The 16,300-nt window shown below is 65.7% G+C and carries 14 protein-coding genes; 6 read left to right on the top strand and 8 right to left on the bottom strand.

The genetic code is table 11. From position 1 onward, the window contains the following. Positions 1 to 83 precede the first annotated feature (83 nt). From P2869_RS06350 to P2869_RS06335, 4 genes are all read right to left on the bottom strand, one after another. Complete coding sequence (locus tag P2869_RS06350) at positions 84 to 272, bottom strand: hypothetical protein (protein ID WP_017777947.1); 189 nt, start codon at positions 270 to 272, stop codon at positions 84 to 86. Between the two features lie 320 nt (positions 273 to 592). Further along, positions 593 to 1,213, bottom strand: a complete 621-nt coding sequence (locus P2869_RS06345) for a glutathione S-transferase (protein WP_017777946.1) — start codon at positions 1,211 to 1,213, stop codon at positions 593 to 595. A 155-nt stretch (positions 1,214 to 1,368) separates the two neighbouring features. Continuing rightward, a complete protein-coding gene (locus P2869_RS06340) occupies positions 1,369 to 3,225 on the bottom strand; it encodes an ABC transporter ATP-binding protein (protein ID WP_277597789.1) in 1,857 nt (618 codons plus the stop codon). A 503-nt stretch (positions 3,226 to 3,728) separates the two neighbouring features. Continuing rightward, positions 3,729 to 4,526, bottom strand: coding sequence for an SDR family oxidoreductase (locus P2869_RS06335; RefSeq protein ID WP_277597788.1), 798 nt, complete (start codon positions 4,524 to 4,526; stop codon positions 3,729 to 3,731). A gap of 272 nt (positions 4,527 to 4,798) precedes the next feature. Between P2869_RS06335 and P2869_RS06330 the strand changes: the two genes are divergently transcribed. The 3 genes from P2869_RS06330 (at position 4,799) to P2869_RS06320 (ending at position 7,592) form a co-directional block, all read left to right on the top strand. Beyond that, positions 4,799 to 6,580 (top strand): tetratricopeptide repeat protein, encoded by a 1,782-nt coding sequence (locus tag P2869_RS06330; protein ID WP_277597787.1) that lies wholly within the window; start codon positions 4,799 to 4,801, stop codon positions 6,578 to 6,580. A gap of 333 nt (positions 6,581 to 6,913) precedes the next feature. Next, positions 6,914 to 7,063 (top strand): hypothetical protein, encoded by a 150-nt coding sequence (locus tag P2869_RS06325; protein ID WP_277597786.1) that lies wholly within the window; start codon positions 6,914 to 6,916, stop codon positions 7,061 to 7,063. 34 nt (positions 7,064 to 7,097) lie between these two features. Further along, positions 7,098 to 7,592: a hypothetical protein gene (locus P2869_RS06320; protein WP_017777941.1), complete on the top strand. Its 495-nt coding sequence runs from the start codon at positions 7,098 to 7,100 to the stop codon at positions 7,590 to 7,592. A 109-nt stretch (positions 7,593 to 7,701) separates the two neighbouring features. Here the strand turns inward: P2869_RS06320 and P2869_RS06315 are convergent, their stop codons facing one another. Beyond that, on the bottom strand, positions 7,702 to 8,787 hold the full coding sequence (locus P2869_RS06315; protein WP_277597785.1) for a GAF domain-containing protein: 1,086 nt from the start codon (positions 8,785 to 8,787) through the stop codon (positions 7,702 to 7,704). 363 nt (positions 8,788 to 9,150) lie between these two features. On the opposite strand from P2869_RS06315, the gene P2869_RS06310 reads away from it, so the two are divergent. The 3 genes from P2869_RS06310 to P2869_RS06300 all read left to right on the top strand — a co-directional run bounded on the left by P2869_RS06310 (position 9,151) and on the right by P2869_RS06300 (position 12,543). Beyond that, the gene (locus P2869_RS06310) at positions 9,151 to 10,299 is read left to right on the top strand and encodes an EAL domain-containing protein (protein WP_277597784.1); all 1,149 of its coding nucleotides are present in this window, start codon (positions 9,151 to 9,153) and stop codon (positions 10,297 to 10,299) included. A gap of 20 nt (positions 10,300 to 10,319) precedes the next feature. Then, on the top strand, positions 10,320 to 10,562 hold the full coding sequence (locus P2869_RS06305; RefSeq protein WP_277597783.1) for a hypothetical protein: 243 nt from the start codon (positions 10,320 to 10,322) through the stop codon (positions 10,560 to 10,562). 415 nt (positions 10,563 to 10,977) lie between these two features. Next, positions 10,978 to 12,543, top strand: a complete 1,566-nt coding sequence (locus tag P2869_RS06300) for a methyl-accepting chemotaxis protein (RefSeq protein WP_277597782.1) — start codon at positions 10,978 to 10,980, stop codon at positions 12,541 to 12,543. A gap of 34 nt (positions 12,544 to 12,577) precedes the next feature. Here the strand turns inward: P2869_RS06300 and P2869_RS06295 are convergent, their stop codons facing one another. From P2869_RS06295 to P2869_RS06285, 3 genes are all read right to left on the bottom strand, one after another. Next, on the bottom strand, positions 12,578 to 13,849 hold the full coding sequence (locus P2869_RS06295; RefSeq protein ID WP_277597781.1) for a hypothetical protein: 1,272 nt from the start codon (positions 13,847 to 13,849) through the stop codon (positions 12,578 to 12,580). Then, a complete protein-coding gene (locus P2869_RS06290; RefSeq protein WP_033351952.1) occupies positions 13,843 to 14,448 on the bottom strand; it encodes a DUF1007 family protein in 606 nt (201 codons plus the stop codon). Before P2869_RS06290 ends, P2869_RS06295 begins: the two co-directional genes overlap by 7 nt. Before the next feature lie 198 nt (positions 14,449 to 14,646). Further along, positions 14,647 to 16,227 carry a methyl-accepting chemotaxis protein gene (locus P2869_RS06285; RefSeq protein WP_277597780.1) on the bottom strand — a complete coding sequence of 527 codons (1,581 nt, stop codon included), beginning with the start codon at positions 16,225 to 16,227 and terminating at the stop codon, positions 14,647 to 14,649. Positions 16,228 to 16,300 lie beyond the last annotated feature (73 nt).

The following is a 16,300-nucleotide window of genomic DNA, read 5'->3' as shown; positions in this document are numbered from 1 at the left end:
AAAAAAAGAGCCGCTGCGCGGCGGCTCACAGGGTATCGGTGAAACGACATGGGCAGCCGCTCCACCGTGGGAAGACGATGCATTCAGGCGTGGCAGTGCTCCGCGCCGAACAGTTCGCGCGAGCGTTGCAGCGCGGCGCGTGCGCCCTGCGTCGCGACCATGAAGCCGACCTGGCTCAGGTTGAAATCCGTCGAGACCATCATCTGCATGAGGCTCACCATCGGCAGTACGACGGCCGGCTGGTAAAGCTGTCTTTCGATGAAGTCCCGCATGATCTGCTCCCGATGCACTGCCCTGCGCGGCGCCCGCCCAAGGCAGATACCGCTTTTCGATGGAAGCATTGTAGGGACGCGCAGACCGCGGATAAATCGGCCAGCCGCGAAGTCACTTGTCGCGAAAAGCAAACAATCGGGGAGAGGGAGGAACCGCGAGGGGGCCTGGCCGCGACAGCCCGGAAGTTGGGAGGACCGGCCCACGAAGAGCTTTTCGCAACAGGCTGGGTCGCGTCAAGCAAGCTGCACCAGGCCGAGCCGGGACCCGGATGGCCCGCGGCAGGCCGAGCCGTGACAAGCCCCCACGCCCGACCCGCGCCTTACTCCAGTGGCGCCCCAACAAACTCCGGCAACGCTTCCGCGCGCGCCGAAAACGCCGCGAGCGCGGGATAGCGCCCCGCGTCCACGGCGCCCGGCAGGATGAACTGCGTGAACCGCCACGCCACGGCCACCGTGATGTCGGGTTGCATCAGCCGGTCGCCGGCGAGCCACGCCCCGTTGCCGCAAGCCGCCACGAGCGGCTCGAGCACGTCGTACGCGGCGTGCATCTGCTTCTGCACGCGTTCCACCCACGGTTCGTGCTGGCGTTCCGCAGGACGCAGGTTGCGCTCGTAGACGATCTGGATCGTCTTTTCCATCGCGGCGAGCGCGAAGCCGATCACGCGCAGCGCGGCGAGCCGCGCCTGCGGGTCCTCGGGCATGAGCCGGCGCGCAGCCGGCACCTTGTGATCGAGGTGGTCGAGGATCAGGCTCGAATCGATCAGCAGCGTACCGTCGTCCTCGACAAGCGTCGGCGCCTTCACGACGGGATTGACGCGCGCGAACTCGTCGAAGTGCCGGAACACCGAGACGCTGCGATGCTCGAACGGTATGCCGAGCACGGCGAGCGAAACGGCGACGCGGCGCACGTAGGGAGAATCCATCATGCCGATCAGTTGCATTCCGAGCCTCGCTTGTTGGGAGTTTGAGCGCCGTGGGTTTGAACGTCGGTTGGGTGGCACGGCGGAGGTGTATTAGACCGCACCGCCATGACAACGCGCAACGGCACGGCAGCGCGCTCCCCACACCGCCGTTCCCCACACCGCCGGCGCCCCGCTCAACCCGCCGTTTCCGGCTGAGCCTCCAGCCGATCGGCTCGCGCCTCCAGCCCCTTCGTCAATTCCAGCGCCTGACGCTCGAAGAGCCGCCGATACACGCCGCCCACCGCCCGAATCAGCATGTCGTGGCTGCCCTCCTCCACCACGCGCCCGCGCTCCAGCACGAGCAGCCGGTCCAGCGCGCGCACCGTGGAGAGCCGGTGCGCGACCACGATGGTCGTGCGGCCCACCATCAGGCGCTCCATCGCTTCCTGGATCAACGCCTCGCTTTCGCTGTCGAGGCTCGACGTGGCTTCGTCGAAGATCAGCACCGGCGCGTCGGCCAGGAACGCGCGCGCGATCGCCACCCGCTGGCGCTCGCCGCCTGAGAGCTTCACGCCGCGCTCGCCCACGAGCGTGGCGTAGCCGTCGGGCAACGCGACGATGAACTCGTGCGCATGCGCGAGCCGCGCGGCCCGCTCGATCTCGGCCTGCGTCGCGCCCGGCCGCCCGTACGCGATGTTGTCGGCAAGCGAGCGGTGAAACAGCAGCGGCTCCTGCTGCACGATGGCAATCTGCGCGCGCAGCGACGTCTGCTGGATAGCGGCGATGTCCTGGCCGTCGATCGTGATGCGACCGCCGTCCACGTCGTAGAGCCGCTGGATCAGCTTGATGAACGTCGTCTTGCCCGAACCCGAGTGGCCGATCAGCCCTACGCGTTCGCCCGGCGCGATGCGCACCGAGAAGTCCGAGTAAAGCGGGCTCGCAAGTGCGCCGTAGCGGAACGTGACGTGCTCGAAGCGGATCTCGCCGCGCTCCACCACGAGCCTGCCCGCGCCCGGCCGGTCAACGACCCCGAGCGGCTGACTCTCCAGTGCGACCAGCTCTTCCATGTCGTTGACCGAGCGCTGCAGATTGCGCACGAGCATCCCGACGTCGCGCAGATAGCCTTGCAGCACGAGGAACATGGTGAGCGCGAACGCGATGTCGCCCACACCGGCGTGGCCGCGCATCCACAGCACGAGCGCCGTGCCGAGCATGGCCGCCTGCAGCGCCGCGAGCATGACGTTCTGCACGCCGCCGTTCGCCGTGCCGCGCAGCCAGGTGCGCCGCGTGCGGTCGCGCCACTTGCCGATGATGCGCGAGAGCCGCATTTCCTCGCGCAGCTCGGCGCCGAATGCTTTCACGACAGCGTTGCAGGTGATGGCGTCGGCGAGCGCGCCGCCCATGCGCGTGTCCCACGCATTGCCGAGGCGCGCCGCGGGCGCCACCACAGCGAGCGAAAGAAACGCGGTCACCGCGATGTAGACGACAGCGCCCACGCCCACCACGAGCCCCATCACGGGCCAGTGCAGACCGAGCACGACGGTCGCGCCCACCAGCATGACGACGGACGGCAGCAGCCCAAGCAGCAGCGTGTCGTTGAGCACGTCGAGCGCCCAGATGCCGCGCGTGATCTTGCGCACCGTCGAGCCGGCGAAGCTGTTCGCGTGCCAGTCGGTGGAAAAGCGCTGCACGCGATGGAATGCGCGCGCGGCGATGTCGCTCATCATCCTGAGCGTGAGCGACGTGAGGTTGAAGAACGTCACGTAGCGCAACAGCGCCGCACCGAGGCCCATGCCGACGAGCGCCGCGAAGGCGACGAGCGCTTCATTCGCCGCGTGCAGTCTGTCGTGCACGCCGGCGTGCGCGCCCGCCGCGAGCGCATCGACGAGCCGGCCGGAGAACATGGGCGTGAGCACGTCCGCGAGCGCGGCGACGAGCGCCAGCGCCACGAGCAGCCCCGCGCGCCGCGGCTGCAGACGCCACTGCGCGAAGGTAAAGCCGAGCACGCTTCTGAAGGCGCGGCCACCCAGATCCAGTTTTTTTCGAGTCATATGGGTATGCCGAGGCGCGCGGCGCCCCGGTCCAATCGAGTCAACGGAAGATCGAAAGGCACGGCGAACACGATGCGGGCGCGATGCAGGTGCAATTGACCCACATCGGCCTACGCGTCAGCCATGCTGAATTGCGGAAAATCTTCGGAAAATGCGCGGCCGCTTTCCTGACCTTCTGGAACTTCAGGAGCGGGCCGGGCGAGCGCCGCGACCTATCGTCGTGGTCGGACTGCCGTGACCATGAAAAGGACGGCTGCGAGCGCTGTGTTCATCATCTGACGCCTCCTTTTCATGAAGTTGGGGGAGCTGCGGGAAGAACGCGAAGTGTAGCAGCGGCTGTTGAAACGAGACAAGGCAGCACTACGGCAAGTGCGGTTATTCGGCCACGGGTTCGCGCTGGTGCGCACAGGTGCGCGCAGGTACATACCCCGCACGTGAGTAAAGCGAACCGCGAGCGAGTCTGGATCGCCTGCGGTCAAACTGCGGTCCAACCGCGAGCGAAACTAGGCCGACGGCAGATCGCGCACGTCCGCGATGGGCGCCGAGCCGAACGCGTCGCTCAGCGCGTAGTCGATCAGCTTCGCGGCCGCCGCGTCCGGTGTAGAGAGCGCGCCGCTCGCCTTCAGTTGCTCGAAGCGCTCGATCATCGGAAAGCGCTCGGCGCTGCTTGCGCGGATGGTGGCCTGCATGCCGGTGTCCACCACGCCGGGCGCGAGGCTGCAAATGCGCAGCTCAGCGTTGGCGTCCTGCGCGACGGCGCGCGCATGGTGGTCAAGCGCGGCCTTGGTCGCGCAGTACACGCTCCAGCCGGCGTAGGCATTGCGCGCAGCGCCGCTCGACACGTGCACGATGCGGCAAGCCATCGCGCCGCCCGTGCTCGACGCAATCGACGCAAGCGCGCTCGACAGCATCAGCGGCGCCGCCACGTTCACGCTCACCGCGCGCGCCACCGCGGCCACGTCCTGCGTATCGAGCGGCCCGATCGGCTCCACGACGCCCGCATTGTTGAAGAGCAGCACGAGGTCCGCGCCTGCGACGAAGCGCGCGAGCGCGTCGCCGGACAGCCACGCCTCGAGGCGCGCCGTGTCGGAAAGATCCAGCTCCGTTTCGACGAAGCGGCCGCCTGCCGACTCGCTCGCGAGTTTGCCCGCAAGCGGATGACGGCTGCGCGACACGCCGAGCACGTCGATGTTCCGCTGCAACAGCTGCGTCGCAAGTGAGGCGCCGAGCCCGCGCGTGTGGCCGGTCACGATGGCGCGCACGGGTCCCACGGCCGGGACGCCCGAAGAGAGGTTCGTCATGTCGATTCGAGTCGCAAAAAGGAATGGGGGCGATTCTGCCACGCAGCAAATAAAGGTGCAGACGCAGGTGCAGAACGGCTACAGCGCGGCTGCAGAGCGCCTGCCGACAGCGCCCCGAACCATTTCGGCGATAATCGCAGCCGTTCCCGTGCCGGCTATCGTGTGTCCTGCGTCGCGCTCTGTCCCCATCGGCCGCGCGATGCAGCCACCCGTCGAGCCACTCACGTAGCAATCCAGGTCCCACCACCTTCCGCAACCGTCCGCCCTCGCCCATGAGCAAGACCGCCCGTCCGCCACGCCAGATCGACACCCTGCTGCACGAAGCCGTGGCCCTGCAACAGAACGGCGCCCACGCGGAAGCCGAGGAAATGTATCGCGACATCCTCGCGCAGCGCCCGAAGCACTTCGACGCCATGCAGTTGCTGGGCGCGCTGCTGCTCCAGTCCGGGCGTCTGGACGAAGGCATCGCGCTGCTGAAGAAGGCGGTCTCCATCAACGGCATGCAGGCGCCGCTTCATTCGAATCTCGCCTACGCGTACAACGTCCAGCGGCGCTTCAGCGAAGGGCTCGCGAGCGCCAATCGCGCGCTCGCCTTGCAGCCCGATTTCGTCGATGCGCTGAACAACCGCGGCAACGCGCTCGCCGGGCTCGATCGCCCCGCCGAGGCGCTTGCGAGCTTCGAGCGCGCGCTCGCGTTGCAGCCCGGCTTTGCACAGGCCTGGAACAATCGCGCCTGCGTGCTGCGCGATCTGGCCCGTCCCGCGGATGCCCTCGCCAGCTGCGATCAGGCCACCGCGTTGCAGCCCGCCTACGCCGACGCCTGGAGCAACCGGGCCAATGCACTGAGCGATCTGAACCGGCCCGACGAGGCACAGTCCAGCTATCTGCGCGCGCTCGAACTCTCGCCCGCCTTCGCGGACGCCTGGAACAACCTGGGCCTCACGCTCGTTGACCTCAAGCGCCACGACGAGGCGCTGCAGTCGTATGAACGCGCGCTCGCGATCAACCCGAATTTCGCGGAGGCGCACTGGAACCGCGCGCTGTGCCTGCTGCAAATGGGCCGCTTCGACGAAGGCTGGCGCGAATACGAGTGGCGCTGGCAGCGTCACCGTATCCAGGCCTCGCAGCGCCACTTCGACGCGCCGCTCTGGCTTGGCCAGTTCCCGCTGGAAGGCAAGACGATCCTGCTGCACGCCGAACAGGGACTCGGCGATACGCTGCAGTTCTGCCGCTACGCGTCGCTGGCAGCGGCGGCCGGCGCGCAGGTGGTCTTCGAAGTGCCGGCGGAACTGAAGCGGTTGCTCGCCGGGCTCGAGGGCGTGACGCAATGGGTGGACGAAGGCGAGCCCGAAGATCAACCGCTGCCGCCCATCGACTGCCACGCGCCGCTGTTGAGCCTGCCGCTCGCGTTCGGCACGAATCTCGCAAGCATTCCGGCGCCTACGCCGTACCTGCATGCCGATGAGCAAGACGCGCAACGTTGGGCCGAGCGGCTCAAGAGCCACGACGGCGGCAACGACGCACACCACCACGCCCGCCCGCTGAAAGTGGGCCTCGTATGGGCAGGCGGCCACCGCGCGCACGTCGCCGAACTCAGAAAAACCGACGCACGCCGCTCGATTGCACTCGACCAGTTGAAGCCGCTCTTCGACGTGCCCGGCGTGCAGTTCTACAGCCTGCAAAAAGGCCCGCCCGCGCAACAGCTGACCGCTGCGCCGGACCTCGCCGCACGCATCGTCGATTACACGAACGAACTCGCCGACTTCGCGGATACCGCCGCGCTGGTCGACAACCTCGATCTCGTGATTACGGTGGACACGGCCGTGGCCCACCTGGCCGGTGCGATGGGCAAACCGGTGTGGATCATGAACCGCTTCGACACCTGCTGGCGCTGGCTGCTCGAACGCAACGACAGCCCCTGGTACGCGAGCGCGCGGCTCTTCCGGCAACCGGCGCTCGGGGACTGGGCCAGCGTGATCGCGGCGGTGCGCGAAGCGCTCGTGGAGCGGGCATCGAACCCGGACGTAGCCACGCCGCCTGATTCCGCAAGGTAACGGGCGACAGAACAGGCGACGCGAGCCACGGTCGCTCCACACGCTCGCGCGGCGATGAATGGCGCGCACAGGTCGCCTGCTTGTGTCTGCTTGTGTCTGCTTATACCGGCTTACGCTCGCTTGCGCGCGCTGCGCCCTCCCTCGCGGACCTTCGCCAGACTGACCGCCGGCCTGGCCACGCCGCTCTCCATCGCCTGAAGCGGCGCGCCGTTTCTCCGCCACTTCGGCCGACGCCCCGCTGGCCTCTCTTGCGTATCCGCACACACGAAGCCGTCGTTGCGGAACGGCGGACCTTCAGCAACGAAAAAGTGGACCGACAAATCAGGTAGGGCCTTGGGTCACGCCTGGGGTCACGCCTGGGGTCACGCCTGGGGTCTCGCCTGGGGTCTCGCCTCGAGCGAGTCCTTTCCCGACGCCTGCTTCGCAAGCGCCGACGAGCACGTGAAGCCCAGTACGGAAGACGACGCCGCGAACGACATCTAGCAGGAGAGACGCACATGCGTGCGCCCAACGAGACATGAAGACAAGCACGCAGCACGCGCCGCATGGCGGCACCGCCGACTGGAAGTCGGCACAGATGGTCCGGTTCCGCACGCTTGCGGATTCGCTTCGCACGATGATCGCCGCGATCGAAACGAAGCACGATGAAATCGCGTCGCTGCGCAAGGCCGTGTGCGAATCGGCACGCGCCGCTGCGAGAAGGCAGCCGCAGATGACGGACGTCGCCGAATTGATCGAAACGACGTTCGTGCTGACGTCGCCGTGCCATCTGGGAACCGCGCGGTGCGTGGCGGCCGATATGCAGCGCGTGCTCGAACGCGCCATTGCCTGCCTGCGGGAACTGCCCGATGCAGAGGCGGCAAGCGGACCGCCCGGCAAAACGCTTGGCACAACGATGGAAGAACTGCTCGGCAACGTCGGGAAGACCGGGCACTCGCTATCGCAACTGCTCGCCAACGCGGAGCGGGAAATTCAGACACTGCAGGCGGCGTTCATTGAATTTTCAGTTTGATGGCCGGACGGAAAGCGTGAAGCAGGCGAGCCAACCCGACCGTTGCGCAGCACGGTGCAACACGTCGACTTGCGTCACGACCGCACCCTGCCTGATTCGCGCGGCGGCCTCAGTCCCTGCCCGACCAGCGGATCTGACGCGTGCGCGTGCGCAGATTGATGCGGTCCGACAGGAGCGACGCAAGAATCTGCAACGTCTGCAGCCGGGACGGCTCGGGTACCCGCGGCTTGCGGTCGATCACGCAAAGCGCGCCCAGCGCATAGCCCTCGTAATCGTAGAGCGGCGCACCCGCGTAAAACCGGATGGCGGGTTCCGCCGTGACGAGCGGATTGGATTGGAAGCGGCTGTCGGCGGTCGCGTCCTCGACCACGAACACGTCCTTTTGCAGGATCGTGTAGTTGCAGAACGCCCAGGCCCGCGGCGTTTCGGGCACCGTCAGTCCGTAGCGCGCCTTGAACCACTGCCGGTCGGGTGTCAGCAGCGTAACGAGGCAGATGGGCACGTCGAACAGGCCGGCGGTCATTCTTGCTATGGCGTCGAAGTCGGGCTCGTCCGCCGTATCCACGAGCAGTGTGCGGGCAACGGCGTGCAAGCGGGCAGCCTCGTCGGGCGGCACAGGATAAAGAGGCTGCACATCAGCCGGCTTGTTCTGAGCCGCCAGGAACAATCCCTCCGTCAGGACTTCCGGCTCGAAGTCCGTTGCCAGCACCTGGATACGCCGCTCGGCGCCCAGATCGATGCGCACCTGCTCGGCCGATGCCTCGGAGACGACCGCGATGCGACTGTGCGCGAGCAGTTGCGACGTGACGAGGCGCCGCACGAGACCAAGCCGCTCCCAGTCGGAGCGGCCCAGTTCCACGACGATCAGCGCCGGCGTGAGACGCCCGGCCGCCACCAGGCCGGAGAGCGCGTCGTGCTCGGTCGTGACGCTCACGCCCGGCAAGGATGCCAGCGCGGCGCGGCACTTGCGCGCCAGCTCTTCGCTGCCGATCACGAGCACGGGAACCGACGTGGACGATTCGCGCGCGACCAGACGTTCGCGCAGCGCGAGCACGTCCTCCCGACGCACGCGCCGATGACCGCCCGGCGTCTTCCACGACGCCACGATCCCCTGCTCTATCCACGTCTGCACCGTGCGGATGGAAACGCCCAGCAGACGCGCAGCCGCACTCGTGGTCAGGATCGATTCGTTCATGAGCGCGCAGCTCCTTGATTCGTGTAGCCGTAATAATACTGAATCAATGAGAAACGAAACAGAAAAACAACAAATTCGGCAAATTTGAAATTTTGCAAAAATCTTTCATGCTATGCTCCGCTCCGTTGCACACTCCTGCTGACACCCCGGTCAGACAGGCTTTTTTGGGCCGGCCTACACGCCGGCCCTTTTTTATGGGATCATTTTTGCGCTCATCCCAACGCCACTGCGCAGGTAAAAAATGGAAAAAATTAAAGTAACGACCACCACGGTCGATACTTAGTCATACCGTGGTTGCCGCGTCGTCCCAAGCGCCGCCCCCGTCAAGCAATACGAACGCCGACAGGCGCAAAGGAGCCGTGTGTGTCCCGCGAGTGCGAGAAACCTGCCTATTCATTCCTGGCGAGGCAGCCCATAGTCGATGCGCAATGCCGGGTGGTCGGCTATGAGCTGCTGTTCCGCAGCGGCTTCGAGAATCACGCCGTCATCGTGGACGCGGTGGCCAGCACGCTCTCCGTGCTCGCCACGTCCATGACGGGACTCGGTCTCGAGGAAACGGTGGCGGGCAAAGACTCGTTTCTCAACTGCACCGAAGAGGTGTTGCGCTCGCCGTACCTGCGCCTGTTGCCGCCTCGCCGCTTCGTGCTCGAGGTGCTGGAAAGCTGCGCGCACACCGCCGAACTCATTGCGGTATGCGCGAGACTGCGCCGCAACGGCTTCAGAATCGCGCTCGACGACGTAAGAGGCCCGTTGCCGAAGGCTGCGCCCATCCTTGCGCAGGTCGACATCATGAAACTCGACTGGCCCTTCATCGAGCGCGACGACCGGGCTTTGCTGTGCCACACGCTGGCGGATGCCGGCAAGACGGTCCTCGCCGAAAAAGTCGAGACCTGGGATGACTTCTGCGCGGCGAGAGATGCCGGCGCGTCGTTGTTTCAGGGATATTTCTTCTGCAGGCCCGAGACCCTCAGGGCCCGCAACGTGTCGCCGCGTGCGGCTCCGGTATTGCGGGTGATCGAACTGGTACTCGGCAATGCGCCGCACTCGCGCGTTGCCCTGGCGGTCGCCGACACGCCGCCGCTCCTCGCGCAGTTGCTGCGCCTCGCCTCCGCGGCCCCGACCGTGCCCGGGGCGGCACGCCATGTCGTGGATTCCATCGAGGCCGCGCTCACGATCGTGGGCATCGATGTCCTGATCCACTGGTGCGCCCTGCTCCTCTACCTCAACCGGTTGCGGCCGGAGGACGATCCGCTCGCGCAACTGGCGGCACAACGCGGGTCCGTCATGGCTTCGTACATCGGCCATCGCCATCCCGAAGACGAACGGCTGGTGCGGCAGGCGCGACTGACCGGAGCGTTGTCGCTGCTCCACGTTGCACACGACAGTGAAGCGGCTGCGTTCTGGGAAACCTTCCCCATCGACGCACGCATACGCGCGGCCATCGTGGGAGAAGAAGGGCTTCTTGGCAGCGCACTGGCTTTCGCGCGGTCGGTGGAGTCGGGAGCGTTCTAGCAAACGTGTTCCGGCGATCGATGCATGCCTTGAAGCGGCAAGCGTGTGCGCCGCGCAGTCTGACCGGCGCCACGCGCAACAACAGATGCAGAAAACGATTCGACGAAAAAATGGGGATTGCCGATATGGACTTCAAAAATCACAGCCCGGCGGCGAAGCGCGCGAGCCGCACCGCAGTGCCGAGCCGCACGCGTGCAGCGGCATCCGTGCCCGCCCTTGTTCCGCAAACCGCGAACACCGCGCATGACCGGGAACACTTCTGATCTGCGAATAAAGAAGAGCGGCATTTCGAGCGACATTGATATAGATCAATACCACTCGAAAGTTATATTCAGAATTACCTCAATAAACATTCGTGTAAATTGAATCTTTATACAAAATTCGCAAAATGCGTTTTATTCGCCGCATCAATCGATCGGTCGGCTATCCGACCATCCAGAGCCAAGGCCATATGCGGACCATGGAAAAACGGACATGGCATTCCATGCAAAAAACATAACGTCCACGAGCCATCATTTCAGATGAATAAATTTTCTTTTTCATGTCGAACAACAGAGAAAAACACCGTACCAATGCAGGTGGTCCCGGTAAAAAAATTCATACATCGCAATTCGCGAATTTTAGTAAACCGGTTTATCTGCCGACATAGTGAATATCAATACACGTAAGGAAGAAAGCATGAAATCAATGACTGTTGGCCAAAAGCTTGGCGTAGCGTTCGGTATCGTCGTCGTCATTTCGTTGATTGGCAGCGTGATCTCGATATTCAATTTTCTGAAGCTCAATCAGGCGAATGGCTGGAACATTCACAGCTATCAGGTTCTGCGCGCAAACGACGACATGCTCACCAACATGGTGAACATGGAGACCGGTGTGCGCGGCTTCGTCGCCTCGGGCGAGGACCGCTTTCTGGAGCCGTACAAGACCGGACGCGCGCAGTTCGCGACGTCGCTCGAGCTGGTCCGCGGCCTGACTGCGGACAATGCGGCCCAGCAGCAGCGCCTCGACACGTTGCGCGAGATGCATCAGAAGGTGGCGGACGTCGACGAGAAGCTGATCGCCATGCGGCGCGACGTCAATGCCGGCACGCAGCCTGCCAACGTGTTGATCGACTACTTCAAGCAGGGCAACGACAAGCAGTTCATGGACCGCTATCGTGCCGTGTCCGCTGAACTCAATCAGGCCGAGCAGTCGCTGCTCGACCAGCGCTCGAGCGAAGTGGCCAGCATGACGACGTCGACCAAGCTGACGCTCGCCGCGGCCGGCACCATGACGGTCATCCTCTCGGTCGCGCTCGGCTTCTTCATTACGCGCAGCATCACGCGAGCGTTGGGTGGTGAACCTGCCGACGCCGCCACCGTGGCAGGCCGCATTGCCGAGGGCAATCTCGAGCTGCCGGTGCCGGTGGCGCCCAACGACCGAAACAGCCTGATGGCGTCGCTCGAATCGATGCGCCGGCAACTGAGCGGCATCGTTTCCGAAATCCAGACCTCGGCGCAAGCCATCACGACGTCAGCGGGCGAAATCGCACAGGGCAACCTGGACCTCTCGCAGCGCACCGAAGAGCAAGCGGCCTCGCTTCAGGAAACGGCGGCCAGCATGGAGCAGTTGACCGCCACGGTGCGTCAGAACACGGAGAACGCGAAGCAGGCCAACGCGCTTGCCGGCAACGCCCGTGATGTCGCCATGCGCGGCGGCGAAGTCGTGGACCAGGTCGTGGAATCCATGCGTGCGATCTCGAGCAGCTCGGGCAAGGTTGCCGAAATCATTACTGTCATCGAAGGCATTGCTTTCCAGACCAACATCCTTGCGCTCAACGCAGCCGTGGAGGCCGCGCGCGCAGGAGAACAGGGTCGCGGGTTCGCCGTGGTGGCGGGCGAAGTGCGCACGCTGGCGCAACGCAGCGCGAGCGCGGCGAAAGAGATCAAGGATCTCATCACGAGTTCGGTGGAAAGCGTCGCACAAGGCTCCGAGCAGGTCGAAAGAGCCGGCACGACGATGACCGATATCGTGCAGTCCGTGCGGCGAGTGACCGACATCATGGGCGAGATCGCCTCCGCCTCCGACGAGCAGGGAACCGGAATCGAGCAGGTCAACGTCGCCGTGGGCCAGATGGACTCGGTCACGCAGCAGAACGCCGCGCTCGTGGAGCAGGCGTCGGCCGCCGCGCAGTCGATGGCGCAGCAGGCCACCGCACTGCGCGAGGTGGTCGGCGTCTTCAGGATTGGACGGGCACACAGCTAGGCGCCCTCGCCCGCGTCCTCGCGCCGCCCACGCGTTACGAGAGAGCGTTGGCGCTGACGCCGCTCAGCAACAGCGCCAGTTGCAACGCAGAGACCACGAGAATCAGGGCGATCGCACCGATCGCCACCACGCGCCCTGCTCTCGCCGAACGTATGCGGTAACGCAATGCGAGGCGGGCAAGCGTCCGGTTCGCCCCGACGCTGCCAAGACCGATCATGGCGACCGTCGTCGCGACGCCCGTTGCCATCGCGAAGGTCGCAACGACGCCGGCGGCAAGCGCGCCATTCGCCATCGACGTCACCAGCGCGAAGATCGCGCCGATACACGGCCGCATACCGGCCGCGAGCCCGAGCGTCGCGATCTGTCTGATTCGCGAACGCGCCCGTTCTTTCGAAAGCGGACGGACGTCGGCTGTTGCCCGGACAAGGGCGGGACTCGCGCCTGCTGCGAGGCGAGGCCTCTCTTGCGCTACGCGGGTCAACCGGGTTCGCAGATACGCGCCCCCGACAGCTTCGTCGCCGCCCCTCACGTCGACGGCGTCTGAAGCCGTCTGCGCCGGGCCCGCGCTTTCGTCGCGCGCGAGCCTGACGACCGGCGCTTCGTCACAGCATTGGTTACGCGCGCCACGCGACCTGATGGCCCAGGCGCTCGTCACGCAGAGCAACAGGTAGCTGACCGTCTCCATCGACGCGGCGCGCGGCATCACGCTCATGAGACCCGCGTGCGTGAACCACGCGGCGCCCAGCACCAGCCCGATCGCGCAGAACGCCTGCACCGTGGCCGTCCACGCGCTCAGTAGCACGGCGTCCGCGACGCGCGCGCGACGAGATCCGAGCCAGGTGCCGACCACGAGCTTGCCGTGGCCCGGACCCAGCGCGTGTAGCGCGCCGTAACCGAACGAGACGACGACGAGCGTCGCCCAGGCGGCCAGCGAAGCGCCGTGCGACCACTGAGCCATGAACCCTTCGATGCGGCCGTTCCAGGCCGCCTGCAAGCGCAGCCAGTCGCCGACGCCAGCCCGCACGAAATCGGGCACGTCGCTGCACCACCACGACGGGGCGGCCGTTACGCTGTCGGACACCGCGGGGGTGACTGCGGTGGTGGAAGCCGCGCCCGTCGGCTGGCCGAAGACGTCCAGCGCTTCGGCATGCGCGTGGACACAGGCCACGCACAACACGGTCATGGCAAGCAGCGAGGTAAGCGCCGCGCGTCCGCGACCGTGCACGCTGCCGCGCAGCGTCCGGCCGAAAGCGGCCGTGCGACGGGCGCACGCACCACGCAGAACCCGAGGCAGATCGACTAGCATGCGATGGCGCTCGCGTGAGGCAATACGAAGCCATTGAAGATGGGATGTGCCTTGTCGACGAAAGACCGGATCGAGCAGGCACTGGAGGCGCCAGTCCCGAGCGACACCGCCTCGCCCGAATCCATCTCGTAGTCGACGTAGTAAGACGGGTCCCACACGCCCAGCTCCACGTTCTTGCCGCGCACGTCCACAGGCGCAGCAAGCGGCAGCCGGAACGCGTAGGTAACCTTGCCGTCCTCCACCGACACCTGGAAGCCGGTAGGCGCGCCAAAGGCCTGCGCGCTACCGTCGACGAAAAGATGGGTGAAGTACGAAGCATGGGCGAGCGACACGAATGCCTCGTCATGGAAACGCTTCGTCAGCGCTGCGTCGAGCAGGCCCTGCGCCGGCATCTGCCCGACACCGACGAGTTGAACCGGAAAGCCTTCCGTAAAGCGCCAGCGTTCGTCGAGCGCCACGATGGAGGTGCCGCTCATGCGGATGCTCGCCGTGTAGGCGACCCACACGTGAGGATGGGCTTGCGCGAGGCTTGCAGAAGCCAGCAGACACGCAAGAACGGCTCGTACCAACAAGGCAGGAAAACGGCTGACGTGAGGCATCAGGTGGACGTCCGGCGATGGCGAAAAATGCTGCGCATTATCGCACTGCACCGTGACGTGCAGCGGCTTCGTCCGTCGCGCCGCATTCGTGTGTGGACGCCCGGCCGCCGCGCCGACTTCTTATGGTTCGTCGACGCCGTCTCGCCCACAGGCGGGAAGGCGCGGACGAAAAGGGACTAAAAACGGACTAAAAAGGGACTACCGCGAGCGCACCGCCACCTGGTTCGGCAAGGTAAAGAGGCGCACTGCCTCATCCAGTACGTTCGCCTGATTGGCGAGGCTTTCGGCCGTAGCGGCACCCTCTTCGACGAGTGCCGCGTTCTGCTGGGTCGCATCGTCCAGCTGCACCACCGAGTTGTTGATGCTGTCGATGCCCTGAGACTGTTCGACACTGGCATTCGCGATTTCCTGGACGATCGCATACACGCGCTGCATGTTCGATTCGATTTCGACCATGCGGCCCGCGGCCCCGGCAACGCTCTCGCCCGCCGCCTGTGCGACGGTCGCGTTGGTATCCACGATCTCCTTGATTTCGCGCGCCGCCGTGGCGCAGCGTTGCGCGAGTCCGCGCACTTCGCCCGCCACCACGGCAAAGCCCTTGCCCGTTTCGCCCGCACGGGCCGCTTCCACCGCCGCGTTGAGCGCGAGGATGTTGGTCTGGAACGCGATGCTGTCAATCGTCGTGACGATCGCGCGGATCTGGTCGGACGAACGCGAGATGCCCTGCATGGTGGACTCCGTCTGCCGGATCGCATCGCACCCGCCACGCGTCGCGGTCTGCGCGCTTTCCACGATGCTGTTCGCCTGGGTCGCCGCGTGGGAATTGCTCTTGACGGTGGCCGTGAGTTCCTCGAGCGAAGCCGCGGTTTCCTCCAGCGACGCCGCCTGCACCTCGGTACGCCGCGACAGATCCATGTTGCCCCCGGAGATTTCCTGCGAAGCCACCTTCATCTGTTCGATCTGCGTGCGCACGTCGGAGACGATCGCGACCAGGCTCACGCGCAACTGCGCGAGCCCCCGCAGCGTCTGGCTGGTGCACGTGCCCGAGGTGGCCGGCACCTCCACCGTGAGGTCGCCCGCGGCCATGCGCGCCGCGATGTGGTCCACTTCGGCAATGCGGCGTTGCGCGCGCCTCGCCACGAAGCAGGCCGGCAGCCACGTGCCGGCCGCGACCATCGCGAGCGCGGCGCTCACGAGCGTCGCGCCCGACAACCGGTCTGCGAAGGCGAACAGCGATGCGACGGCAGCCATGCCCACTGCGCCCGTCATGAAGATATGCGCAGGCAGTCCCGCATCGCGCCACAAGTCGAGCGCATGGAGCGCGCCCACATGCACGACGCGGCCACCGCGCAGACACACACCCTTCGCATGGCCGCTGCGCAGACGCGCATAAAGCGCCTCGGCTTCGCGAATCTCGGCACGCTCGGGTCGGGTACGCACACTGAGATAGCCGACCGTTTCGCCGTGCCGCACGATCGGCGTAACGTTGGCCCGCACCCAGTAATGGTCGCCGTTCTTGCGGCGGTTCTTCACGAGCGCCGTCCAGGAGCGGCCGGCCTTGATGGTCGCCCACATGTCTTCGAATGCCTGCGGCGGCATGTCCGGATGCCGGATCACGTTGTGCGGCTGGCCGATCAGTTCCTCGCGCGAAAAGCCCGAGACCTCGATGAAGGCCGGATTGCAGTACTCGATGTGACTGGAAAGATTCGTGGCCGACACCAGCATGCTCGACGCCGGATAGTCGTACTCCACGCCCGTGACGGGAAGATTGTTGCGCATTGCGTCTCCTTCGCTTCTGCCGCGCAGGCAGATCGCCTGATGCTGTTCTTTTCGCGTTGCCGCACCCCGCTCG

Origin of the sequence: Paraburkholderia sp. SUR17 (assembly GCF_029536165.1) — a bacterium.
GTDB classification, from domain to species: Bacteria; Pseudomonadota; Gammaproteobacteria; order Burkholderiales; family Burkholderiaceae; genus Paraburkholderia; species Paraburkholderia kururiensis.
Note: the sequence above shows the minus strand (reverse complement) of the source record. Positions and strands in the feature narration are given on the sequence as shown.

Bases quoted from the DNA above. Each gene is read 5' to 3' on its own strand.
- P2869_RS06340 (WP_277597789.1), bottom strand. From the start codon at position 3,225: ATGACTCGAAAAAAACTGGATCTGGGTGGCCGCGCCTTCAGAAGCGTG.
- P2869_RS06335 (WP_277597788.1), bottom strand. From the start codon at position 4,526: ATGACGAACCTCTCTTCGGGCGTCCCGGCCGTGGGACCCGTGCGCGCC.
- P2869_RS06330 (WP_277597787.1), top strand. From the start codon at position 4,799: ATGAGCAAGACCGCCCGTCCGCCACGCCAGATCGACACCCTGCTGCAC.
- P2869_RS06320 (WP_017777941.1), top strand. From the start codon at position 7,098: ATGAAGACAAGCACGCAGCACGCGCCGCATGGCGGCACCGCCGACTGG.
- P2869_RS06350 (WP_017777947.1), bottom strand. From the start codon at position 272: ATGCGGGACTTCATCGAAAGACAGCTTTACCAGCCGGCCGTCGTACTG.
- P2869_RS06290 (WP_033351952.1), bottom strand. From the start codon at position 14,448: ATGCCTCACGTCAGCCGTTTTCCTGCCTTGTTGGTACGAGCCGTTCTT.
- P2869_RS06300 (WP_277597782.1), top strand. From the start codon at position 10,978: ATGAAATCAATGACTGTTGGCCAAAAGCTTGGCGTAGCGTTCGGTATC.
- P2869_RS06285 (WP_277597780.1), bottom strand. From the start codon at position 16,227: ATGCGCAACAATCTTCCCGTCACGGGCGTGGAGTACGACTATCCGGCG.
- P2869_RS06295 (WP_277597781.1), bottom strand. From the start codon at position 13,849: ATGCTAGTCGATCTGCCTCGGGTTCTGCGTGGTGCGTGCGCCCGTCGC.
- P2869_RS06345 (WP_017777946.1), bottom strand. From the start codon at position 1,213: ATGCAACTGATCGGCATGATGGATTCTCCCTACGTGCGCCGCGTCGCC.
- P2869_RS06315 (WP_277597785.1), bottom strand. From the start codon at position 8,787: ATGAACGAATCGATCCTGACCACGAGTGCGGCTGCGCGTCTGCTGGGC.
- P2869_RS06305 (WP_277597783.1), top strand. From the start codon at position 10,320: ATGCATGCCTTGAAGCGGCAAGCGTGTGCGCCGCGCAGTCTGACCGGC.